Annotated in this window: 22 protein-coding genes; 5 read left to right on the top strand and 17 right to left on the bottom strand. The window is 63.1% G+C overall.

What is annotated here, in order from left to right; translation table 11 throughout:
* Positions 1-106: 106 nt before the first annotated feature.
* From U3648_RS09005 to U3648_RS08995, 3 genes are all read left to right on the top strand, one after another.
* On the top strand, positions 107-595 hold the full coding sequence (locus tag U3648_RS09005) for a component of SufBCD complex (RefSeq protein WP_420858897.1): 489 nt from the start codon (positions 107-109) through the stop codon (positions 593-595).
* Positions 596-632: 37 nt separating this feature from the next.
* Positions 633-4,094 (top strand): transcription-repair coupling factor, encoded by a 3,462-nt coding sequence (gene mfd / locus U3648_RS09000; protein ID WP_420858896.1) that lies wholly within the window; start codon positions 633-635, stop codon positions 4,092-4,094.
* A 177-nt stretch (positions 4,095-4,271) separates the two neighbouring features.
* Positions 4,272-4,544 carry an excalibur calcium-binding domain-containing protein gene (locus U3648_RS08995; RefSeq protein ID WP_420858895.1) on the top strand — a complete coding sequence of 91 codons (273 nt, stop codon included), beginning with the start codon at positions 4,272-4,274 and terminating at the stop codon, positions 4,542-4,544.
* On the opposite strand, the gene U3648_RS08990 is transcribed toward U3648_RS08995, so the two are convergent.
* From U3648_RS08990 to U3648_RS08970, 5 genes are read right to left on the bottom strand one after another with little or no spacing between them, the layout of a single operon-like run.
* Positions 4,541-5,701, bottom strand: a complete 1,161-nt coding sequence (locus U3648_RS08990; protein ID WP_420858913.1) for a multidrug effflux MFS transporter — start codon at positions 5,699-5,701, stop codon at positions 4,541-4,543. The genes U3648_RS08995 and U3648_RS08990 overlap by 4 nt on opposite strands.
* Before the next feature lie 38 nt (positions 5,702-5,739).
* On the bottom strand, positions 5,740-6,201 hold the full coding sequence (locus U3648_RS08985; protein ID WP_420858894.1) for a metal-dependent hydrolase: 462 nt from the start codon (positions 6,199-6,201) through the stop codon (positions 5,740-5,742).
* Complete coding sequence (locus U3648_RS08980) at positions 6,198-6,515, bottom strand: potassium channel family protein (protein ID WP_420858893.1); 318 nt, start codon at positions 6,513-6,515, stop codon at positions 6,198-6,200. The genes U3648_RS08985 and U3648_RS08980 overlap by 4 nt, the downstream gene beginning before the upstream one ends.
* The gene (locus U3648_RS08975) at positions 6,512-7,162 is read right to left on the bottom strand and encodes a DsbA family oxidoreductase (RefSeq protein WP_420858892.1); all 651 of its coding nucleotides are present in this window, start codon (positions 7,160-7,162) and stop codon (positions 6,512-6,514) included. Before U3648_RS08975 ends, U3648_RS08980 begins: the two co-directional genes overlap by 4 nt.
* The gene (locus tag U3648_RS08970) at positions 7,149-8,654 is read right to left on the bottom strand and encodes a class I adenylate-forming enzyme family protein (protein WP_420858891.1); all 1,506 of its coding nucleotides are present in this window, start codon (positions 8,652-8,654) and stop codon (positions 7,149-7,151) included. Before U3648_RS08970 ends, U3648_RS08975 begins: the two co-directional genes overlap by 14 nt.
* A 64-nt stretch (positions 8,655-8,718) precedes the next feature.
* Here U3648_RS08970 and U3648_RS08965 point away from each other — a divergent pair, with 64 nt between their 5' ends.
* The gene (locus tag U3648_RS08965) at positions 8,719-9,342 is read left to right on the top strand and encodes a helix-turn-helix domain-containing protein (RefSeq protein ID WP_420858890.1); all 624 of its coding nucleotides are present in this window, start codon (positions 8,719-8,721) and stop codon (positions 9,340-9,342) included.
* A gap of 215 nt (positions 9,343-9,557) precedes the next feature.
* Here the strand turns inward: U3648_RS08965 and U3648_RS08960 are convergent, their stop codons facing one another.
* The 9 genes from U3648_RS08960 to U3648_RS08920 all read right to left on the bottom strand — a co-directional run bounded on the left by U3648_RS08960 (position 9,558) and on the right by U3648_RS08920 (position 16,718).
* Complete coding sequence (locus U3648_RS08960) at positions 9,558-10,199, bottom strand: MIP/aquaporin family protein (RefSeq protein ID WP_420858889.1); 642 nt, start codon at positions 10,197-10,199, stop codon at positions 9,558-9,560.
* A gap of 3 nt (positions 10,200-10,202) precedes the next feature.
* A complete protein-coding gene (locus tag U3648_RS08955) occupies positions 10,203-10,676 on the bottom strand; it encodes an arsenate reductase ArsC (protein WP_420858888.1) in 474 nt (157 codons plus the stop codon).
* Between the two features lie 70 nt (positions 10,677-10,746).
* Positions 10,747-10,869 carry an entericidin EcnA/B family protein gene (locus tag U3648_RS08950; RefSeq protein WP_420858887.1) on the bottom strand — a complete coding sequence of 41 codons (123 nt, stop codon included), beginning with the start codon at positions 10,867-10,869 and terminating at the stop codon, positions 10,747-10,749.
* The gene (locus U3648_RS08945) at positions 10,856-12,673 is read right to left on the bottom strand and encodes an extracellular solute-binding protein (RefSeq protein ID WP_420858886.1); all 1,818 of its coding nucleotides are present in this window, start codon (positions 12,671-12,673) and stop codon (positions 10,856-10,858) included. Before U3648_RS08945 ends, U3648_RS08950 begins: the two co-directional genes overlap by 14 nt.
* A gap of 316 nt (positions 12,674-12,989) precedes the next feature.
* Positions 12,990-13,199, bottom strand: coding sequence for a ferrochelatase (locus U3648_RS08940; RefSeq protein WP_420858885.1), 210 nt, complete (start codon positions 13,197-13,199; stop codon positions 12,990-12,992).
* 68 nt (positions 13,200-13,267) lie between these two features.
* Positions 13,268-14,014: a DUF502 domain-containing protein gene (locus tag U3648_RS08935; protein WP_420858884.1), complete on the bottom strand. Its 747-nt coding sequence runs from the start codon at positions 14,012-14,014 to the stop codon at positions 13,268-13,270.
* A 64-nt stretch (positions 14,015-14,078) separates the two neighbouring features.
* Positions 14,079-14,993 (bottom strand): pseudouridine-5'-phosphate glycosidase, encoded by a 915-nt coding sequence (locus U3648_RS08930; protein ID WP_420858883.1) that lies wholly within the window; start codon positions 14,991-14,993, stop codon positions 14,079-14,081.
* The gene (locus U3648_RS08925; protein ID WP_420858882.1) at positions 14,990-15,883 is read right to left on the bottom strand and encodes a PfkB family carbohydrate kinase; all 894 of its coding nucleotides are present in this window, start codon (positions 15,881-15,883) and stop codon (positions 14,990-14,992) included. Before U3648_RS08925 ends, U3648_RS08930 begins: the two co-directional genes overlap by 4 nt.
* A gap of 31 nt (positions 15,884-15,914) precedes the next feature.
* Positions 15,915-16,718, bottom strand: coding sequence for a DUF4198 domain-containing protein (locus U3648_RS08920; RefSeq protein WP_420858881.1), 804 nt, complete (start codon positions 16,716-16,718; stop codon positions 15,915-15,917).
* A 46-nt stretch (positions 16,719-16,764) separates the two neighbouring features.
* Between U3648_RS08920 and U3648_RS08915 the strand changes: the two genes are divergently transcribed.
* Positions 16,765-18,057 (top strand): HupE/UreJ family protein, encoded by a 1,293-nt coding sequence (locus U3648_RS08915; protein WP_420858880.1) that lies wholly within the window; start codon positions 16,765-16,767, stop codon positions 18,055-18,057.
* Between the two features lie 359 nt (positions 18,058-18,416).
* Here the strand turns inward: U3648_RS08915 and U3648_RS08910 are convergent, their stop codons facing one another.
* The 3 genes from U3648_RS08910 to U3648_RS08900 are packed head-to-tail and all read right to left on the bottom strand — an operon-like array spanning position 18,417 to position 21,237.
* On the bottom strand, positions 18,417-19,772 hold the full coding sequence (locus tag U3648_RS08910; protein ID WP_420858879.1) for a branched-chain amino acid ABC transporter permease: 1,356 nt from the start codon (positions 19,770-19,772) through the stop codon (positions 18,417-18,419).
* Positions 19,769-20,779: a branched-chain amino acid ABC transporter permease gene (locus U3648_RS08905; RefSeq protein WP_420858878.1), complete on the bottom strand. Its 1,011-nt coding sequence runs from the start codon at positions 20,777-20,779 to the stop codon at positions 19,769-19,771. The genes U3648_RS08910 and U3648_RS08905 overlap by 4 nt, the downstream gene beginning before the upstream one ends.
* Positions 20,779-21,237 carry a hypothetical protein gene (locus tag U3648_RS08900; protein ID WP_420858877.1) on the bottom strand — a complete coding sequence of 153 codons (459 nt, stop codon included), beginning with the start codon at positions 21,235-21,237 and terminating at the stop codon, positions 20,779-20,781. The genes U3648_RS08905 and U3648_RS08900 overlap by 1 nt, the downstream gene beginning before the upstream one ends.
* Between the last annotated feature and the right edge of the window lie 3 nt (positions 21,238-21,240).

Here is a 21,240-nt window from a genome sequence, read left to right as displayed (position 1 = left end):
AGTCTGGGCAACGCCGCATCCCGGCGCTAGGGTCGCGAAAAATCGAAAAGATCACCCGGACCCGACCCCCGTGAATTGGACCCAAACCCTTTTTGAAGTCATCGACATGCGCTCTTTCTCGAACCTCTGGTTCTGGATCGCGTTGGCGGTGTTCTGGTCGTCGGCCAGCCATTGGGTCTTGGGCGTTCCCTATGATCTTGTCCAGCGCGCGGCCCGCTCCGGTGGCAATGCACAGCAGGATCTGGAAGACCTTGTCCGGATCAACGTGAACCGCATTCTGCACATCGGGCGGGTGTCCGGCCTGTGGCTTTTGGGGTTCGTCTGTTTCGTCCTGACCGCCCTTGGGGTAATGGCCTTCTGGTATTGGGTGGAATTCGCGCAAGCCGTCTTCCTTCTGGCCTTCCCCATGTCGCTTGTCGGGGCCCTGTCGCTGTCCACCGCCCGGTTGATCGAAACCGAACAGCCCGAGGGCGAGGCGCTCCACCGTCGGCTCTACCGGCATCGGGTCTATACCCAGTTCATCGGCATGATTTCGATCTTCGTGACGGCCATGTTCGGCATGTACCAAAACCTTGCGGTCGGCCCCGGCTTCTGAGCGGTTGACAACGCGGGGCGGTGGCGTAGGGAACCGCATGGCCAATTCATCGACCCATATCACCGTTGGCGGCGCGCCCGAGGGGCTGGATGCCCGCCTGATCCTGCAAGAGATCGACAAGGGCGGCGCGCCGGTGCTGCATGTCGCCCGTGATGACAAGCGGCTTGCGGCGATGCAGGCTGCGCTGGCCTTCTTTGCCCCCGACATGCCGGTGATGACCTTCCCGTCGTGGGATTGTCTGCCCTACGACCGCGTGTCGCCCAATGCCGATATCTCGGCCACGCGGATGGCGACGCTTGCGGCGCTGGCGCACGGGTTGCCGAAGAAATTCGTCCTGCTGACGACCTTGAACGCCGCGACCCAGAAGGTGCCGGCCCGAGAGGTTCTGCGCGAGGCCGCATTCTCCGCCCGTGTCGGCGACCGGATCAACGAAAAGGGCCTGCGCGATTTCCTGATCCGCATGGGGTTCACGCAGGCGCCCACGGTGCTGGAACCGGGCGATTACGCGATCCGGGGCGGGATCATCGACATCTTCCCGCCGGGACAGGAAGGGCCGGTGCGGCTGGACCTGTTCGGCGACGTGCTGGACGGCGCCCGCCGGTTCGACCCCGCGACCCAGCGCACCACCGAGAAACTGTCGGTCGTCGAACTTGCGCCCGTGTCCGAGGTCATTCTGGACGAGGCCGCAATTACCCGGTTCCGCCAGAACTACCGGATCGAATTTGGCGCGGCGGGCACCGATGATCCGCTGTACGAGGCCGTCAGCGCCGGCCGCAAGCACGCGGGCGTCGAACATTGGCTGCCCTTCTTCCACGACCATCTGGAAACCCTGTTCGATTACCTGCCCGGCGCGACGATCACCCTGGACGACCAGACCGGCGCGGCCCGCCTGTCGCGCTGGGAGGGGATCGCCGACCAGTATGAGACTCGCAAGATCGCCATGACCCAGAAGGGCCGGGTCGATACGGTCTACAAGCCTGTGCCCCCCGGCCTGCTGTATCTGGACGACGCCGCATGGGACGCGGCCACCGATGGCCGCCGCGTGCTGCATTTCCACCCCCTGCCACAGGCCAGCGGCCCGGGCGTCATCGACGCGGGCGGTCGGATTGGGCGCAATTTCGCCCCCGAACGGCAGCAGGAAAGCATCAGCCTGTTCGGCGCCCTGGCCGACCATCTGCGGCGCAAACTGGACGACGGTCCCGTCGTGATTGCCAGCTATTCCGACGGGGCGCGCGAACGCCTGTCCGGCCTTCTGGAAGACGAGGGCATGGGAGAGGTGATCCACATCACCGATTTCACCCGCGTGGGAAAGGCGGGTCTGCATCTGGCGGTCTGGCCGCTGGATGCCGGGTTCGAGGCGAAGGACCTGACCGTCATTTCCGAACAGGATGTTCTGGGTGACCGCCTGATCCGGCAGACGAAAAAGAAACGCCGCGCCGAGAACTTCCTGACTGAAACCCAAAGCCTGACACCGGGCGATCTGGTGGTGCATGTCGACCACGGCGTCGGCCGCTACCTGGGGCTCGAGGTTATCACCGCCGCCGGTGCCGCCCATGAATGCATCGCGCTGGAATATGCCGAAGGGTCCAAGCTCTACCTGCCGGTCGAGAACATCGAGCTTCTGTCGAAATACGGCCATGAAGAGGGGCTCTTGGACCGGTTGGGCGGCGGCGCATGGCAGGCCAAGAAGGCCCGGCTGAAGGAACGCATCCGCCAGATGGCGGAGCGGCTGATCCGCATCGCCGCCGAACGCGCCCTGCGCAAGGCGCCCGTGCTGACCCCGCCCGATGGCATGTGGGACCAGTTTCTGGCCCGCTTCCCCTATGCCGAAACCGACGACCAGTTGCAGGCCATCGCCGAGGTGCTGGACGATCTGGACGCGGGCCGCCCGATGGATAGGCTGATCTGCGGCGACGTGGGCTTTGGCAAGACCGAGGTGGCGATCCGAGCGGCCTTTGTCGCGGCCATGTCGGGGGTGCAGGTCGCGCTGATCGCCCCCACGACCCTGCTGGCCCGGCAACATTACAAAAGCTTTGCCGAACGGTTCCGCGGTTTCCCGATCAAGGTACGGCAACTGTCGCGCTTTGTCTCGGCCAAGGATATGGCCGCCACGCGGGACGGCATGGCCTCGGGTGACGTGGATATCGTCATCGGCACCCATGCGCTCTTGGCCAAGGGGACAAAGTTCCGTAACCTTGGCCTGTTGATCATCGACGAAGAGCAGCATTTCGGGGTCCAACACAAGGAACGGCTCAAGCAGATGCGGTCGGATGTGCACGTCCTGACCCTGACCGCCACGCCGATCCCGCGCACGCTGCAAATGTCGCTGACCGGTGTGCGCGAACTGTCGATCATCGGCACGCCCCCGGTGGACCGTCTGGCGATCCGCACCTACGTCAGCGAATTCGACACCATCACCGTGCGCGAGGCGCTCTTGCGCGAACACTATCGCGGCGGGCAGTCCTTTTATGTGGTGCCGCGCATTTCCGACCTGCCCGAGGTCGAGGACTGGCTGAAAACAAACGTCCCGGAAATCACCTATGTGGTGGCCCACGGCCAGATGGCGGCGGGCGAGTTGGACGACCGGATGAACGCCTTCTACGACGGGAAGTACGACGTGCTTCTGGCCACGACCATCGTGGAATCCGGCCTCGATATCCCGACCGCGAATACTATGGTGGTGCACCGGGCGGATATGTTCGGCCTTGCCCAGCTCTATCAGATCCGGGGACGCGTGGGCCGGTCCAAGACCCGCGCCTATGCCTATCTGACCACGAAACCCCGCGCCCGGTTGACCCCGCAGGCGGAAAAGCGTCTGCGCGTGCTGGGCAGTCTGGATACGCTCGGGGCGGGGTTCACGCTGGCTAGCCAGGATCTGGATATTCGCGGCGCGGGCAACCTCTTGGGCGAAGAACAGTCCGGTCATATCAACGAGGTCGGATACGAGCTCTATCAACAGATGCTCGAGGACGAGATCGCCCGGATCCGGTCCGGCGAGGCCGAGGGCGTCACCGACAACGACGGGCATTGGGCGCCCCAGATCAACCTTGGCGTCCCGGTCCTGATCCCCGACAGCTATGTCCCCGATCTGGATGTGCGCCTTGGCCTCTACCGCCGCCTGTCCGAACTGACCACCAAGGTGGATCTGGAAGGCTTCGCCGCCGAACTGATCGACCGCTTCGGCAAGCTGCCGAAAGAGGTGAACACGCTGATGCTGATCGTGCGGATCAAGGCGATGTGCAAACGTGCCGGCATCAGCCATCTGGACGGTGGGCCGAAGGGCGCGACGATCCGGTTCCACAACGACAAATTCGCTTCGCCCAAGGGGCTGGTCGATTTCATTCAGGCGCAGGACGGGCTGGCCAAGGTCAAGGACAACAAGATCGTCGTCCGCCGCGACTGGAAGAAGGACAGCGACAAGATCAAGGGCGCCTTTGCCATCGCGCAGGATCTGGCGATGAAGGTGAAGGAAGCGAAGGCCGGGAAGAAGGCGGGTTGAAGAAAGGCACGCGTCCGCCCGGGTGGGCGTGGAACACGCCCGCCGTGGGGGCGGGCGGGCGTGTGCCGGGCCGCAAGCGTCCCGGCGAGTGGCTGCTAAGATAGAGCTTGCTGAGGGTAGGAAAAGGACATCAAAATCCGAAGCACAGCACCGCTTTTGTGGTCGGGGGTTAGTCCAATGAAAGCCATGCTCTTTTTGCTGGGATTGTTATGTCTTCCATCTTCTGCGGCCGCAGATCCAACTTTATGGGACCTCTTAAAACCTGATGCACCGCTGATGACGCCGATTGTTCCGGCGCAAGGCTACTCCTGCGCCCGAAAAACCTGCGGTCAAATGGTTAGCTGTGAAGAAGCCTGCTATCATCTTGTCATCTGCGGAGATACAGCCCGCGACCGGGACAATGACGGAATACCCTGCGAGAATATCTGCAGCCGACCCTGCCCACGTTAGCCGTCGCTGTCCCGCCGGATCTTCGTTGTCAGCCACAGCGCCGGGACGGCTGCACATAGGATGCCCACAGCCAGCGGCAGGGGCGTCCCGTCAAAGGCCAGCCCCACCGGCACCGCGATCAGAACCGCTCCCACCGTCGCAATCGCCGTCAGCGCCGACGCGGCGATCCCCGCGATATGGCCCATCGGCTCCAACGCCAGCGCCGTGAGGTTGCCGATCGTCAGACCCGCCTGAAAGAAGACCGACGCGGTCCAGAGGACATAGAGGGCAAAGGACAGCATCGTTCCCGGCGCTGCCAGCCAACACAGGATCATCAGGGTCGACAGGGCGATCTGCATTGCCAGCACACCCTTGACCATCGCCCGCATCCCCAGACGCACCACCAGCCGCGCGTTGATCACCGATCCACTGGCCGCGATCACCGCAATTCCGCCAAACCACAGCGGAAAGGCCGCGCCCTGGTCAAAGGTCACGTCGAACACCTGCTGGGTCGAGGACAGAACCGAAAACAACATCCCGAAACACAGCGTCTGAACCAGTGTCGACAGCCTGACGGTCGGATGTGCCGCCAGTTCCCGCAGCGCCGCGCCGATAGCCTTGAACGACAAGGGACGCCGGTATTCCGGGTGCAGGGTTTCCGGTTGCCGGAGGAGGTACCAAAGGCTGACCCCCAGCGCGAAGATCGCGAAGGACAGAAACACCGCCCGCCACCCCCAGCCGACGATGATCAGCGCGCCAAGCGACGGAGCCAGCGCGGGCACCAGCGAAAACACCAGCATGACAAAACTGGTGATCCGCGCCATCTGTCGCCCTTCATACAGGTCGCGCACGATCGCCATCGACATCACCCGTGCGCCCGACGCACCCAGCCCCATGACGACCCGGGAAATCAGTAGCCCCTCAAGGCTGGAAACCGCATAGGCCGTGAGGGCCGCCGCCACATAGACCACCGCGCCGCCCACCATCACCGGCCTGCGCCCGACGGAGTCGGAAATCGGCCCTACGAAGAATGTGCCGATCCCCATGCCAAACACAAAGGCCGTCACCACCAGCTGCGCCCGGTTCAGGGCATCGGGGCTCAGCTCTGCGCCGATCTCGGGCAGGGCGGGTAACATGGCGTCGATGGAAAAGGCCACCATCGCCCCCATCATCGCCATCAGGGCGACGAATTCGACGCGGCCGGGGCCAGGTTTTCTTACTTGTTCCAAAACAGCCACCCCGCAGATACCCAGATTGCCAGTTCCAGCGCAAACACCGGATGAAGAATGAAATTCCATATCCAGTGACCGCCAAGGGCGGGAACCGATACGGCGTAGTAAAGTTTGTCGTTGAACGGCCAACCCCAGGCTATTCCGCCCGCAATGGCATCAAGCCCGATGTGCAATGCGACGCCAGCAAGGAACGCGGCGAACACCGTCGATCCCAACCTGTTTACCGCCCGCAAGATGGGCCAGACAATCACGCCCGTGATCACCCAGAACCCCGGAATATGGACCCAGTAGTGATGGTGGTGAAACGCCCGATCGTCGATCCAGTAAAACCAGATCAGGTCCACATCGGGCAACACCGCCCCCACAAGGGCGGCAAAAAAGATCGCGGGATGGGTCGCAATCGTCCGCCCCAACACATAGCCCGAAGGAAGGTGGGCCGTGATCATCTGGCGCTGTCGTTCCGCTGGGCCTCACGTGCCTTGCGCCGTGCCTCGAGCCGCCGCTGGATCGTCACATGGCCGAACTGCTGGATGGCCAGCGCGAAGACCCCAAGCCCCAGAAAGATCATCACCGTGGTGCCGATCTTGCCCAGAACCGTGACGGGGACAAGGTTGCCATAGCCAACGGTCGACAGGGTCACCACGGTGAAGAAATAACTGTCGACCCAGCTCCAGCCTTCGACCGCGTGAAAGAAGACCGTGCCGCCCGCCACGATGGTGGCAAGCAGACCGATAAGGACAAGGACCGCTTCGTTCTTCATGCGCCGTCCGCCTGTTCCAGCTGGGCCTTGATATCGGCGATCACCTTCACCCAAAGCTCAACCGGCTGTGCGCCGGGAACCGCGTGCTGCTGCGCGACGATGAAGGTCGGAACGGAATTCACACCCATCTGTCGGGAATGGGCGTCGCGGGCGCGGATGTCGTCCATGTCCGCGTCAGACGCCAGAAGACGGGTCACAACGCTCGCGTCCATGCCGGCGGTGTCGGCGATATCGGCCAAAACCTCGGTATCACCGATATCGCGCCCCTCGACGAAATAGGCCTTGAAGAGCGCCGACACGACCGGGGTCTGTTTCTGTTCGATACCGGCCCAGTGGATCAACCGATGGGCGTTCAGCGTGTTCGGTGTGCGCGCGATCTTGTCGAGATTTAGGGTCAGCCCGGCCTTCTGGGCATGTTCCATCACCGGCAGATAGGCCTTTACCGCCCCATCCTGCCCGCCGAATTTCGCCTCCATATAGGCGCGGCGGTCCATGCCTTCGGCGGGCATGTCGGGGTTCAGTTGGAACGGATGCCATTCCACGATGAAGGGATGGTCGCCCACCTGTTCCAGCGCCCGGTCAAGGTTTGCCTTGCCGATATAACACCACGGGCAGATCGGGTCGGACAGGATATCAAGCTTGACCATTGCGGGTCTCCCAGTCGGTTTTCAGCGCCTTGCGCAGAAGTTTGTTGTTCGCCCCGCGCGGCAGGGCATCGACCCGCACGAACAGGCGCGGGCATTTGTAGCGGGCCAACCTTTCGGCGGCAAATTTGGCCAGCACCTCTTCAGACAGGGCATCGGGTCCGGTGTAGAAGGCGGCGATGACGCTGGTATCGGACTTGACGCGGACCTCGCAAGCGGCGGCCTCGTCAACTCCGGGGTGCTGGCACAGGGCCTCTTCCACCTCGACCGGGGACACGCGGTAGCCGCCCGCGTTCATCATGTCGTCGTTGCGGCCCAGATAGGCAATCGCGCCGTCTGGGCCTTCCTGTCCAAGATCGCCGGTCAGGAACCAATCGCCCTCGAAACGGGCGGCGGTTTCCTCGGGCCGGTCAAGGTATCCCAGCATCAGTCCCGGATCGTCCCGGTGCACCGCGATGACACCCGGGGTGCCGGGGGCGGCGGCGGACCCATCGGCCCATAGGCAGACGTGGCGGCCCGGCTGAATCCGGCCCAGCGTTCCGGCGGGCGCCGGGTGGTCGGGGCTGCCCGAGATGAAGGTCGAGCATTCCGACATGCCATAGGCCTCGTGCACCTCGGTCCCGGTCGCCGCCTGCCAGCGGGCGCGGGTTTCCTCGGGCAGTTTTTCGCCCGCCGACAGCCCGTGGCGCAGGCGCGGCATGGCGGGAATGTCGCCCCGCAACAGCTGGCGATAGACGCCGGGGGCGGCGGCGAAAATCGTCGCGTCATGCCGTTTCAGAAGCAGGGGCAGGGCGCGCGCCTCGGTCCCCGGGGCGGGGATCAGGGCTGTGGCCCCGATGGCCCAGGGGTCCATCAGCCCGGTTCCCAACGTATAGGTCCAGTTGAAGGCCCCCGCGTGTAGCAGCCTGTCGGTATCGCGCAGCCCGTACCAGCCGTCCCACATCATCTGCCGCGCCCAGACCGCGCGGTGCGCGTGGACAACGGCGCGGGGCTGACCCGAGGTCCCAGAGGTATAGATGATATAGGCTGGGCGATGCGGATCGCCCATGTTGTAGGGGGCCGCAGGTAGGTCGTGGAATGCTCGCAGGTCCGCCGTGGTCAGCACCGGGGCAGGGTGATCCGGCAAGGCAACGCCCTCGGCGGCAGCAACGGCCTTCGGCGCGATCTCATGGGCGATCTTCGTTGCTTCCGGCCCCGTCAACTGGGCCGAGGTCGGAACCGGCACGATCCCGGCAGCAATCGCGCCGAGGTAGGTGACCGGGAAATCCGGCGTATTGCCCAACCGCATCAACAGCCGGTCGCCCGGTTCCAGCCCGGCCCGTAGCAGGCCCGTCGCGGTGCCGCGCACGGCGGCTTCCAGCCGGGCATAGCTCCACCGTTCGGCGCGCGCCGGGCCAAGCACCGCAAGGGCAATCTTGTCGGGCCGGTCAGCTGCGTGGCGCAGCACATGGGCGGCCATATTGAAGCTGTCGGGCGGGGGCGGAAACATCGTCATGGCACTGGCCTAGTCAAGCGGCGAAGCAGTTGCAAGCGCAGTGATCAAGGCGCTATAGGGGCGCATGGCACAGGTCGATCCGAAATCTCTTATCCGCATTGCCCGTGAAAACGGCGGGACCGAAGCCGCGCAGCCGCTGGACCTTGGCGTGCGGGTGCGAGAATTGCGGAAAGAGCGGGACTGGACACTGGAACAGGCCGCGAAACAGGCGGGGCTGGCCCGGTCCACCCTGTCCAAGATCGAGAACGGCCAGATGTCGCCAACCTATGAGGCGCTGAAAAAGCTGGCCGTGGGTCTGGGCATTTCCGTGCCGCAGCTGTTCACGCCCCCGTCGAAGGGGCAAGTAAATGGCCGGATGACGGTGAACCGGTCGGGCGAAGGCGCGGTCCATATCACCACCACCTATGAACACGAGCTTTTGGCCGACCAGCTGACCCGCAAACAGATGCTGCCCTATCGCGCCCGCATCCGGGCCCGGTCGATGGACGATTTCGACGGCTGGGTGCGCCATGACGGCGAAGAATTCCTCTATGTCCTCACCGGCACGGTGCGCCTGTACACGGAATTCTATGAACCGGTCGAAATGAAGCGCGGCGACAGCGCCTATTACGACGGGTCGATGGGGCACAACGTGATCTCGACCAGCGCCGAGGATGCGACGATCCTTTGGGTCACCTCGCTGGCCTGATCCATTCCTGCGGGAATGTGACAAATCGCACAGAACGCGCCCGCCCAATCCGTTAACTTTTTCCTAGGATGGGTGCGGACAAAGCCGTTTTCAGGACCAGAACTTTTCCGGGCATCGTTCGTGAGTGTCGATGTCCACCCGGTTCCCGCTTAGGTCGCTCCGGCGGGGGCAGGGGAACTTCGCATCCATCCTGCCTTTCCACGCCGCGAGACGCGCTAGCGAAACAGCCTTGGCAGGATCAAAAGGCCAATCCCGACGCCGACAAACTGCATCACGATGAACATCGGCACATGCGCCGGGGCGATCCCGGCAAAGGTGTCAGACAGGCCGCGCGCGATGGTCACCGCAGGATTGGCAAAACTGGTGGACGAGGTGAACCAATAGGCCCCGGTGATGTATAGGGCGACCAGCGTCGGCACAGCCTCGGCCCGGGACCGCAGCCCGCCCACGATCACGAACAAGAGGCCAAAGGTGGCAATCGCCTCGGAAGACCAGAGGTTCAGGCCGGTCCGCGCCGTGGTGGAGGTTTGCAGGATCGGCAGGTCGAACATCAGGTGCGACAGCCAGACCCCAAGGATGCCCCCGGCAACCTGTGCGGCCATATAGGGCAGGACGTCGCGCCAGGGCAGATCGCCCCGAAGCGCGAAATAGGCGGTGACCGCAGGGTTGAAATGCGCCCCCGACACCGGCCCAAGCGTGGTGATGATGGCATAAAGCATCGTGCCGGTCGCAATCGCATTGGCCAGCAGCGCAAGCCCGGTGTTTCCGCCCGAAAGGGCCTCGGCCATGATGCCGGAACCGACAACGCCGATCAGTAGAAAGGCGGTGCCGATAAATTCGGCGGCAAGTTTTTGCATGGGTCAGTCCTGTCCGATCAGGTTCATCCGATCCCGCAGCTTGTCCGCATCCAGCGCCTCGAAATCAAGGGCCAGAAAGGCGTCAGCCCGGCGTTTGAGCTGCGCGTAGGCGGTTTCGAACGCCTCATCCCAATCAGCCTCCGCCGCGGCGGCCGGATCTTCGACGCCCCAATGCGCCCGGACCGGGGCACCGGGCCAGATCGGGCAGGGTTCCGCTGCGGCCGATCCACAAACGGTGATCACCGCGTCCATGACCGGGGCCTGCGGCCCTTCGAATTCGTCCCAGCTTTTGGACCGGGCCGCGCTGGTGTCGAATCCTTTGGCCTGCAACAGGCGCAGGGACTGCGGATGCACCTGTCCCGCCGGTTTCGACCCCGCCGACCAGGCGGTCACGCGGCCTTCGCCAAAGCGGTTCAGGATGGATTCCAGAAGGATCGACCGGGCGGAATTGCCAGTGCAAAGGACAAGGATATTCATAGGGACTCCGTTTCGGGGCGGCCTGATTTGCCGCCCCGTTTATGACCGTTCTGTAACGCCTGTATGACGGTCAGAGCCAGCCCTGTACGGTGCGCGCACCGGCCGAGACATCCTCGCCCACGCCCGCGACCGTGTTGCACCCGGCCAGCAGACCGACGGCTGCCAGCACCAGAAGAAGCCTAGTTTTCTTCATACCACCACACATCAGGTTGCCAGCCCGGCCAATCGCCCAGAACGGGGATGTAGTCGGGATGGTGCAGGTTTGCGTCATGGGCGATCCGCGTGATGTTCCACTGGTAGAAGGGGATCACGTAGCGCCCGCTCATCAAGGTCCGGTCCAGCGCCTTGATCGCGGCGCGGAAGTCTTCCTGGCTTTCGGCGGTCAACATCTCGCCGATCAGACCGTCCACCGCGGGCGACGACACGCCCATCAGGTTGCGCCCGCCAGTGTCCACTTGGTCGGCCCCGAAGTAGAGATATTGCTCGTTGCCGGGGGACAGCGACACGCCGACCCGGTAGTAGGTCATGTCAAAGTCATAGGCCCGGGTCCGCTCAGTGAACTGGGCGCTGTCAATCTGGGTCACATTGGCGGAAACCCCGATCCGTTTCAGGCTTTCGACATAGATATCCGCGATGGTCGACGTTTCCGATGCCCCGGACTGGATCAGGATGTCAAAGGTAAAGGGGGTGCCATTGGCATCCGCCATCACGCCGTCCTGAATGGTATAGCCCGCCTCCTCGAACAGTTCCATCGCGCGGGCGGTCCCGGCGCGGTTGCGTTCGGACCCGTCGCTTTGCGGAAGGTTGTAGCCCTCGAGCGCGCCGGGCAGCAGATCATCCTGATAGAGCATCAACATGTCGCGCACCCGGCCCTCTGCCGGGCCGTGTCCCATGCCAAGCGGGCTGTTCGACCAATAGGAGGTGATCCGCTGTTGCTGCGATCCGGTCATCGCCTCGTTCGCGAATTCAAAGTTGAAGGCGGTCAGAAGCGCCTCGCGCACGCGCCAGTCCTGAAATTGCGTGCGACGAGTGTTCATGACAAAGCCGGTCATGCCCGAGGGGCGCTGGTGGGCCAGCTCTTCTTTCACGAACCGGCCATCCTGAACGGCGGCGAAATCATACTGGCTTTCCCAGCGGGCAGCGTTGAATTCCCGGGTCGTGTTGACCAGCCCGGTCTTGATCGCCTCGAAAGCCGCGGTTTCGTCCCCGAAAAACTCGATCCGGTATTCATCCAGATTGAACGTGCCGGCCCGAAACGGCACGACGCCCCAGCCCCAGTAATCCGGGTTCCGCCGGAACGACACGAAGCGGCCAAATTCATAGTCGTCGATGATGTAGGGGGACGAGGTGATCGGGACGATCTTGTCGCCTTCCTCGGCGAAATCGACACCGTCGAACTGCGCCTTCTGCAGGATCGGACGCATCCCCGCCAGAAGCGCCAGCTCGGCGTTTTCCTCGTTGAAGGTGAAGCGGATGGTCCGGTCGCCGACCTGTTCAAGACTATCGACCTTTGCCCAGAATCCGCGATAGCGGCCGTGGCCTGCGGTGCCCAGAATCTCGAAACTCCAGATCACATCCTCGACCGTCACCGGGCTGCCGTCCGAAAACCGCGCCTCGGGCCGCAGGGTGAATTCCACCCATTCCCGATTCGGCCCCGTCTCAATCGATTCGGCCAGAATCCCGTAAAGCGAGAACGGCTCGTCGATGCTGCGACCCATCAGCGTTTCGCCATAGACGAAGCGCAGCTGCCACGGAACATTCCCTTTCTGGATGAAGGGATTGAGACTGTCGAAGTTGCCGACGTTGGCCTCGACCATCCGACCGCCGATAGGCGCATCCGGGTTTGCATAGGGCAGGGCCACAAAATCAGGTGGGAGAGCGGGGTCGCCATACATAGCTATGCCATGTTGGGGCTCGGCCATACTGCTGGCGCCGAAAACCGAAAGCCCGACGATCACGGCGGCCCGCAGGTGAGTCGTGAAAAACTCTGATCTCATTTTGGCAACAATCCCTCTGCTCTCAATGCCCGTTGGGGTCAGAGCCTACGCGGCCCTCCGAATGTTTTCAAACTTTTAGCTTGGACCCCAGCGCAGGATTGCTTATAAAGGGGTCACTGCTCGATAGGTTTCTTGCCTGTATGAAACCTGCCTCAATGACTTAACGCCGGCCTTGTGCCGGCGTTTTTTTCTTCGGGGCTTGGGCATCCGGCTGGCACCCTTGGCTGCGTTTCCAACACACCAATTCTCCGAATCTGCCCAAACGAAAAACCCCGGCCGAAGCCGGGGTCTCTATCAATCTGGCCTGTTGCCGGATTTAGTTGCCGGTGCTCTCCGAGCTGCTCATGGCGGCGGCAATCAGCGCGATCAGGATCAGCGGAATGATCAGGCCAGCCGAAGAGGAGCTTTCAGCAACCACTTCGATGTCTTCAACCGGCATTTCGACGATTGCGGGCGCCATGCCACCGGCAAGGGCAGCGGAGGCAGAGGCGACAAGAGCGCCGGCGGAAAGAAGGAGTTTTTTCATCTGAATCCCCAGAATCGGAAAGTTACAATACCCAAAGCCTAGCCTCGAGCCGGGCCGCTGGCAAATCCCTAACCGCGCGGCCCGCGCGCGGCGGCTTCGGCCCGTTTCTTGGCCTCGTCCTTGCTGCCCGGATAGACAAGCCCCGCCGAGATCACCAGTTTCGCCGCGTCCTCTACAGTCATATCCAGAAGGATCACATCCTCGCGCGGCAGGAACAGAAGAAAGCCAGAGGTGGGGTTCGGCGTGGTCGGCAGGAAGACGGTCATGATGTCGCCGTCGGGCGGCAATTTCGCGGCCACTTCGCCCTTGGCCTTGGTCGAGATGAAGGCCACGGCCCATATCCCCTTGCGCGGATATTCCACCAGACAGGCCTTGTCGAAAGAGGTTTCTGACTGGGCAAACACCGTTTCGGCGATCTGCTTCGCACCGTTGTAGATGGTCCGCACGATGGGCATCCGCCCGACAAGGCTTTCGCCCCAGCGCAGGAAAGACCGTCCGATCAGCCCCTTGGCGATCCAGCCGACGACGATGGTGAAGATCAGGAACAGGACAACGCCAATCCCGCGAATATTCACCTCGATCTTGTTGCCGTCAGTCCGGCCGAGCCAGGAATTCAGCAATTCCTCGGGGTGATAGGCCTGCGGGATGAAGGGCCAGACCCATCCGTCGATCCAGCCGACAACGGTCGAGATCAGCCAGACCGTCAGACCGATCGGGGCAACCACCACAAGCCCGGCGATGAAATTGTTGCGCAGGCCCGTCAATACCCCGTGCCGCCGCCGGGGATGGTCCTGTTCCTGTTCGGGTGTTGTCACGTTCCGGGCCGCCCTGAAATTTCCTGTCCCTTATCTAGGGATGCGCGCCGCAACAGACAATGACCTACGGCTTTCCGGCAAGGGCCACCGCGATCCCGGCGGCCAACCGCGCATTGTTCAGCACCAGCGCGATGTTTGCCGCCAGGCTGCGGCCCTCGGTCAGTTCAAAGATCCGTTGCAGCAGGAAGGGGGTCACCGCCTTTGCGGCGATGCCCTGCGCCTCGGCCTCGGCCAGCGCCTGCGCGATCACCGGGGCCAGCGTTTCGGCGGCAATCTCGGCCTCTGACGGGATCGGGTTGGCCACAAGTTGCCCGCCGGGAATGCCCATGTCGCCACGCAGCGCGTGGGCGCGGGCGATCTCTTCGGCGCTGTCCATCCGCAACGGCGCGGGGATGCCCGATGCGCGGCTCCAGAAGGCGGGGACCTCGTCCTGCCCAAAGGCGATTACCGGCACGCCAAGGGTTTCCAGCACCTCGAAGGTCTTGGGCAAGTCAAGGATCGCCTTGGCCCCGGCCGCCACGACGGTCACCGGGGTCTGGGCCAGTTCCTGAAGATCGGCGGAGATGTCGAATGTTTCTTCCGCCCCTTTGTGCACCCCGCCAATGCCGCCGGTCGCGAAAACCGCGATCCCGGCGATGCGGGCGCAAATCATGGTCGCGGCCACGGTGGTGGCGCCGGTGCCGCCCCGCGCAATGCAGGCAGCGATATCGGCCCGGCTCAGCTTGGCCACGTTCTGCGCCTGTCCCAGCGCCTCAAGCTGCGCATCGGTCAGCCCGACATGCAACACCCCGTCCATCACCGCCATGGTGGCGGGCACGGCCCCGTGGACGCGCACCTCTGCCTCGACCTTGCGGGCGGTTTCCACGTTCTGCGGATAGGGCATTCCGTGGGTGATGATCGTGCTTTCCAGCGCCACCAATGGTGCGCCGCTATCGCGGGCGGCCTGAACCTCGGGGGAATAGACGATGGGGAAGGTCATAGGGGGGTCTCTCCGCTGACATAAGTGGCCGCAGCCTGAAGGGCGCGGTTCAGCGCCGCGTCACGGTCGGCGCCACCGCGTTCGGCGGCGATATGGGCCGCCATGAATGTATCGCCCGCGCCGGTGACGCGGGTCACCAGAACGGCGGGCGGGGTTTGGGTGATGACCGACCCGGCCACGGCATCGGATGCCGATTTGCCGCCGTCGGTGACAAGGGCGCGGTGGGTGCCGCGTGCGACAAGGGCCGCCGCGGCCTCGGCCGAGGACGCGAAGTCCTGCTGGCACAGTATCCCGGCCTCTTCGAGGTTCACATAAAGCGTCGCGGTCGCATGGTCGCGCAGCGCCAGAAGCCGTTCTGCCTTGCCCGGGCTGGCCGGGGCGACCCGCAGGTCGGATCGGGCAAACAGGGGCGAGCGGGCGATCTCGCGCAGAAGTTCCGTCGTCAGGTTGCCATCCAGCGCGACGGGTCCCTCCCAGGGTGCGTCTGCCGACCCAAGCAGTCCGTCGGCCAGGGGGCGCAAGATCTTGTCGCCCGCCGCTTCAAGCGAATGAGCGTCTGCAATGGCGGCGATCAGCCCGTTTGCCCCCTCGACCGCCATGTAGATATCGGTGGGCAGGTCATCAGACCGGTAGGCGTGATCGGTAATCATTCCCATATCCGCCGCCTCGGCCAGCAGTTCATCGCCTGCCGGGTCACGACCAATGGCGGTCAGCAGGGCAGGGGTCAGTCCAAAGCGCACCAGTGTCATGGCGATGTTCATGGCAACGCCACCGGGCAGGCGGGTGATCCGCCCCGGCACGTCGGACCCGGCCCGCATATGCGAGGCCGACCGCCCGATCACGTCCCACAGGACCGACCCGATGCAAAGGATATCCGGTGTCTTGTTCATTGCCCGGTTTTGACCGGACGGACAAAGAACGTCAATCGGGAACCGCGAAGGTCAGATTGGCCCAAAGCGTTTCCCAGACGGCCCCGGAAGCTTCGGCCAGATCCGGCGCCGGTTCCCGCAGAACCACGGCATCCAGCATGTAGTCGTGGCCGGGGACCACCGGAACCGTGGCGATGCCATCGGCGTCGGTGCGGACATAGCTGATGGTCACCTCGCCATCCGGGGCGCGGTCAAAGACTTCGATCTGCTCCTCGGCCCGGACGTCATACTGATAGAACAACTGGACCCGAACCCCATCAGTCAGATCATCCGTATAGGGGTTGGTCAGGGCGACGATCTCTGTCTCCATCCCGGTCCGCAGGTCCGCGCCGGAACCCTCACCAACCGCGATTAGGGTCTTGGAGAACCGGAAATAGACCTCCTTGAAATCGGCCATTGGCAGACCCCGCGCGATCTGATCCGCCTCAGTCACTCCAAGGTCCTTGTGATCGACGAAAGACTGAAACTTTTCCCATGTTTCATAATCGACGGTGGAAGGGTTGGTCTGATAGATCACTACGTTCAGCCCTTCGCCCAAAGGGTCCGCCGATAGGCCGGGGCGGTCCCCGGCGCGCATTTCCACCGCTGCCTGTTGCCCCGCATTGAAGATTTCATAGCGCGCGGTGCGCTGCGGAATATAGGCCAATTCGATGCCGGCGAAGGACTGGCCGTTGACAATGCGCCCTTCTAGCCTAGCGTCCGGGGCAACCTGCCACCGGGATGGTTCAAGCCAGAATTCATGGGCCGCAAGCGGACCGGCAGACAACGAAAGACAGAAAAGGGCGAGCAAGCGCATGATGAAATCCTCTGATCTTCCCTACAGGGTGGTCCTTGGCCTTGTGATGTCAACCTTGGTTGCCGTGCTGATCGCGCTGGCGTTACCGGCCCGCGCCCATGAAGTCCGCCCCGCAATTGCCGACATGACGCAGGACGGCAGCCGGTTGGTATTCGACGTGCGGCTGAACCTTGAAGGGGTGCTGGCCGGGATCGACCTGTCCGCCGTGGCCGACACCAACGAGGCGGCCGAGGCGGACCGCTATGACGCCCTGCGCGCCCTGTCCGACAGCGCATTGGCCGACGAAGCACGCGCCGACTGGCCCGGGATCGCCGCAGGGATCGGTATTCTGGCCGGACCAGACCGCCTGACGCCGATGCTTAGCGGGATCGTGGTGGAACCCCAACAAAACACCGACCTGCCGCGCGACACCATTCTGTCTTTCACCGTGGACTTGCCCGCCGGGGCCGATGCCGTGACCGTCGGCTGGGCGCGGTCCTACGGCACGCTTGTCCTGCGGCAGCAGGGGGTCGACGATCCCTATACCGGCTATCTGGAGGCCGGGGCGACCTCGGACCCGATCCTTCTGACGGGGGGCGGGGCCGTGGGCGGATGGGAAGCCTTTGTCCGCTATATCCCGGTGGGGGTCGATCACATCGTCCCGAAGGGGCTGGATCATATCCTGTTCGTCCTTGGCCTGTTCTTCCTTGCCGCCCGGTTGCGCCCCCTGTTGTGGCAGGTGTCGGCCTTTACGCTGGCCCATACCATCACCCTTGCCGCCGCCGCGCTGGGGCTGGTCAGCATTCCGGCCAGCATCGTTGAACCGCTTATCGCGGCCTCCATCGTCTATGTTGCGGTCGAAAACCTGTTCACCGACGGGCTGAGCCGCTGGCGACCCTTCGTGATCTTCGGCTTCGGGCTGTTGCATGGGCTGGGCTTCGCTAGCGTCTTGGCCGAGTTCGGCCTGCCGCAAGGGGCGTTCATCCCAGCGCTGATCGGATTCAATGTGGGCGTTGAACTGGGCCAGCTTCTGGTGATCGCGGTTATGGCCTTGTGTGTTCTGGCCGCGGTTCGGGTGGACCGGGGGCAGGGGGCGCCAGTGCTTGCACAGGGGCTCTACGTTGGGCTGGCCGTCGTCTCGGTGGGGGTCTGCCTGTGGTCTCCCTCGGCGCTTGAAATCGCGCTGGAAAACCCGGCATGGGTCTTCTTTGGCCCGCTGGCGGCGGTTTTTGCGCTGTCGACCCTGTCGATCCGGTCAGAGCCAAAGCCCGGTGCCTACCGCCGGTTCGTCGCTATCCCCGCATCGCTGTTCATTGCAGCGGTCGGGACGTGGTGGGTCATCGAAAGGGTCTTCTTGTAAAGATCCTCATCATTGGCGGCTACGGCACCTTCTGGGGCCGAATGGCCGAGCTTATGATGAACATGTTTGGCCTTCATATCCTGATCGCCGGACGCAGTATCGACAAGGCGCAGGCGTTGTGCTGTGGCCTGACAGTGTGGCGGAACCGTCTCAACCTATGGGGGCACCCGCTACGGCGTTGTCAGGGCTGGCATCGGGGGCGGGGTCCATTACATCGACCTTGCTGATGGGTCAGATTTCATCTTTGGAATAACGGAAATGGATCATGCCGCACATAGCAGGGCCGCCCATCTGCCCACCAATGCCCGGTTCTGTGAAGGGATGCAAAAAGGGGGCCAGCGGCCCCCTTCTCTGTCGTTCTATTTCTCTGGCAGGAGCCCCTTTGGACTGAACCGCAGCACCAGCAACAGCACCAATCCCATCGAGAACAGGCGCATATGGGCCGAGGCATCCAGCATCCGGATGCGGAACCAGTTGTCCTCGGCCATGCCGCTGGTCAGCGTCTCGCTGAGCCACAGGCCGATCGGTTCCACCTGAACCCACAGCCACCAGATCAGGAAGCCGCCCAGAATGGCGCCAAAGTTGTTGCCCGACCCGCCGACGATCACCATCACCCAGATCAGGAAGGTATAGCGCAGTGGCTGGTAAGAGGTCGGGGTCAACTGCCCGTCCAGCGTCGTCATCATCGCCCCGGCGATGCCGCAGATCGCAGAGCCAAGGATGAAGATTTGCAGGTGGCGGGCGGTCACGTCCTTGCCCATCGCCTCTGCCGCGACCTCGTTGTCGCGGATCGCGCGCATCATCCGGCCCCAAGGGCTGTTATAGGCGCGTTGCGCAAGCCACAGCAGGATCAGAAGGACGATGGTGAACAGAACCATGTAGCCCAGCTTGACGAAGATGGTCGAGGCGGTGGTCGGGTCCATCCCAAGGCTCGCCGCCCGTTCGATGAAACCCGGATCGCTTTGCAGGTCGATCTCGTAGGGGACGGGGCGGGGCAGGCCGTTGATGTTCTTCACGCCCCGCGCCAGCCAGTCCTCGTTCTTGAGAACGGCGATGACGATCTCGGCGATACCAAGGGTCGCGATGGCAAGGTAATCAGACCGCAGACCCAGTGCCGTCTTGCCGATCACCCAGGCCGCGCCCGCCGCGATCAAGCCGCCCACCGGCCAAGCGATGATGGTCAGCCAGCCAAAGTCCTTATAGGCCTCGCCGCCGGGGTTCAGCCCACCGATATGGCCGGTCGAGGCGGGGGTGATCGCCTCGACGAATTCAACGCCCCCGTCAAAGACGAAGCGGAACAGGAAGAAGCCGCCGACCAGCAAAACCAGCATGGTCAGGTTGCGGGCCCGGCCCTTTGCCATCTTCGACCAGACCAGAACGGCCGCCACGATGGTGGCCGCGCCCATGACCAGCGACAGCAGGATCTGCCATGCGCCCCCGGCTGCCCAGGCCCCCGGTGCGGGCGGCATCGACACGAGCACGGTCGCGAGACCGCCAAGGGCGACAAACCCCATGATCCCGATGTTGAACAGCCCGGCATAGCCCCATTGCAGGTTCACGCCCAAGGCCATGATCGCGGAAATCAGCGCCATGTTGAGGATCCCCAGCGAGGTGTTCCACGACCCCGAGAAGATCCAGAAATTCGCCGTCCCTTCGAGGATGAACAGGATCGCGACGAAAGCGAAAAGAAGCGGTGCGCGCATCGACTGGGTCATACCGATTGCCCCTTGAACAGTCCGGTCGGCTTGAACAGCAGGACGATCACAAGGATCGCGAAGCTGACCGCGAATTTATAATCCGTGCCCATCAACTGGACGAGGCCCGAGGGTTCCAGTGGTTCCGGCATCAGGTAGATCAGAACCTTTTTCCACGCATAGGTGACCGTCACCTCGGAAAAGGCGATGACAAACCCGCCCGCAATCGCGCCCAGCGGATTACCAAGCCCGCCCACGATGGCCGAGGCGAAGATCGGCAGGAGAAGCTGGAAGTAGGTGAAGGGCTTGAAGGATTTGTCCAGCCCGTAAAGCACGCCCGCGATGGTCGCCAGCGTTGCCACGATCAGCCATGTGACCATGACCACCCGTTCCGGGTTGATGCCGGAAAGCAGCGCCAGATCTTCGTTGTCCGAAAAGGCCCGCATGGATTTGCCGGTCCGGGTCTTGTTGAGGAACCAGAACAACACGGCCACCACGATCACCGCGACGACGATGGTGATGCCTTGCGTCGTCTTCAGCGCCAGCCCTTCGTCAAGGCCGGTCATCGACTTGAAATCGCGGGCCGAGATGATGAACCGTTCCCCGTCAAGGAAGTTCTGGTCCTCCACCCCGATGATGAATCGCACAAGGCCGTTGTAGATGAACATGACCCCGGTCGAGACGATGACGATGATCACCGGAACAGCCTTTCGCTGCCGATAGAAGCGATAGATCCCCCGGTCGGTTGCCAGCAGCAGAAGCGCCGCGGCCAGAATGCCAAAGGGCAGGGCCAGAAGGGCGGTGGGCAGCGGCCCAAGACTGACCCCCATCGACTGCAACCACCAGGTAATCAGGATCGTCGCCATGGTTCCAAAGGCCATGGTGTCCCCATGGGCAAAGTTCGAAAACCGCAGGATGCCATAGACCAAGGTCACCCCAAGCGCCCCAAGCGCCAGCTGCGCCCCATAGGCCGCCCCGGGAATGACCACGAAATTGAGAAGCGCCACGATGGCGTTAAGAATGTCCATTAGTGTGCTCTCCCATTCGCGCAGGTGCCGGTCGAGATACTCTCGCGTAGTCCAAGATCAACCAGTTCGCCATCCACGATGTGCCTAGACCTGTAACTGTCATAATGAACTGCTTCACCGGTCGAAGTGACCCTCAGATAGCTCATCGGTTCGCCATCCTCATTTCGCTCACCCACATATGTTTCACCGTCGACCGACTGTTCCTTGCGAAAGCATTCCATCGCGTCCCCAAAACTTGAAAGGCAATACAGCGGTCCCTCTTGGTCGATATCCTCAACGTGCATCCAAAGCTCGTACTCTCTTCCGTCTTCTCCATTCATCTGACAATGAAGGGACATCATTTGCTGATATCGTTCGCTTTCGTGATACTCTTGCATCTCGGCCGCGGTTGGCGACCGCAAAACCTCAAGCTCCGCTTCCGGTTCCGTACAGCCAAAAGCCAGAAGTGCGGTGGCCACGAA

The sequence above is a fragment of the Marivivens marinus genome, from assembly GCF_035969385.1.
Classification (GTDB): domain Bacteria; phylum Pseudomonadota; class Alphaproteobacteria; order Rhodobacterales; family Rhodobacteraceae; genus SELP01.
Note: the sequence above shows the minus strand (reverse complement) of the source record. Positions and strands in the feature narration are given on the sequence as shown.

Excerpts from the sequence above, each read along its gene's own strand:
- U3648_RS08945 (WP_420858886.1), bottom strand. The coding sequence starts at position 12,673 with ATGAGATCAGAGTTTTTCACGACTCACCTGCGGGCCGCCGTGATCGTC.
- U3648_RS08920 (WP_420858881.1), bottom strand. The coding sequence starts at position 16,718 with ATGCGCTTGCTCGCCCTTTTCTGTCTTTCGTTGTCTGCCGGTCCGCTT.
- U3648_RS08915 (WP_420858880.1), top strand. The coding sequence starts at position 16,765 with ATGTCAACCTTGGTTGCCGTGCTGATCGCGCTGGCGTTACCGGCCCGC.
- U3648_RS08990 (WP_420858913.1), bottom strand. The coding sequence starts at position 5,701 with ATGGCGATGATGGGGGCGATGGTGGCCTTTTCCATCGACGCCATGTTA.
- U3648_RS08980 (WP_420858893.1), bottom strand. The coding sequence starts at position 6,515 with ATGAAGAACGAAGCGGTCCTTGTCCTTATCGGTCTGCTTGCCACCATC.
- mfd (WP_420858896.1), top strand. The coding sequence starts at position 633 with ATGGCCAATTCATCGACCCATATCACCGTTGGCGGCGCGCCCGAGGGG.
- U3648_RS08905 (WP_420858878.1), bottom strand. The coding sequence starts at position 20,779 with ATGGACATTCTTAACGCCATCGTGGCGCTTCTCAATTTCGTGGTCATT.
- U3648_RS08950 (WP_420858887.1), bottom strand. The coding sequence starts at position 10,869 with ATGAAGAAAACTAGGCTTCTTCTGGTGCTGGCAGCCGTCGGTCTGCTG.
- U3648_RS09005 (WP_420858897.1), top strand. The coding sequence starts at position 107 with ATGCGCTCTTTCTCGAACCTCTGGTTCTGGATCGCGTTGGCGGTGTTC.
- U3648_RS08930 (WP_420858883.1), bottom strand. The coding sequence starts at position 14,993 with ATGACCTTCCCCATCGTCTATTCCCCCGAGGTTCAGGCCGCCCGCGAT.
- U3648_RS08955 (WP_420858888.1), bottom strand. The coding sequence starts at position 10,676 with ATGAATATCCTTGTCCTTTGCACTGGCAATTCCGCCCGGTCGATCCTT.
- U3648_RS08975 (WP_420858892.1), bottom strand. The coding sequence starts at position 7,162 with ATGGTCAAGCTTGATATCCTGTCCGACCCGATCTGCCCGTGGTGTTAT.
- U3648_RS08910 (WP_420858879.1), bottom strand. The coding sequence starts at position 19,772 with ATGACCCAGTCGATGCGCGCACCGCTTCTTTTCGCTTTCGTCGCGATC.
- U3648_RS08965 (WP_420858890.1), top strand. The coding sequence starts at position 8,719 with ATGGCACAGGTCGATCCGAAATCTCTTATCCGCATTGCCCGTGAAAAC.
- U3648_RS08995 (WP_420858895.1), top strand. The coding sequence starts at position 4,272 with ATGAAAGCCATGCTCTTTTTGCTGGGATTGTTATGTCTTCCATCTTCT.
- U3648_RS08985 (WP_420858894.1), bottom strand. The coding sequence starts at position 6,201 with ATGATCACGGCCCACCTTCCTTCGGGCTATGTGTTGGGGCGGACGATT.
- U3648_RS08960 (WP_420858889.1), bottom strand. The coding sequence starts at position 10,199 with ATGCAAAAACTTGCCGCCGAATTTATCGGCACCGCCTTTCTACTGATC.
- U3648_RS08940 (WP_420858885.1), bottom strand. The coding sequence starts at position 13,199 with ATGAAAAAACTCCTTCTTTCCGCCGGCGCTCTTGTCGCCTCTGCCTCC.
- U3648_RS08970 (WP_420858891.1), bottom strand. The coding sequence starts at position 8,654 with ATGACGATGTTTCCGCCCCCGCCCGACAGCTTCAATATGGCCGCCCAT.
- U3648_RS08925 (WP_420858882.1), bottom strand. The coding sequence starts at position 15,883 with ATGAACAAGACACCGGATATCCTTTGCATCGGGTCGGTCCTGTGGGAC.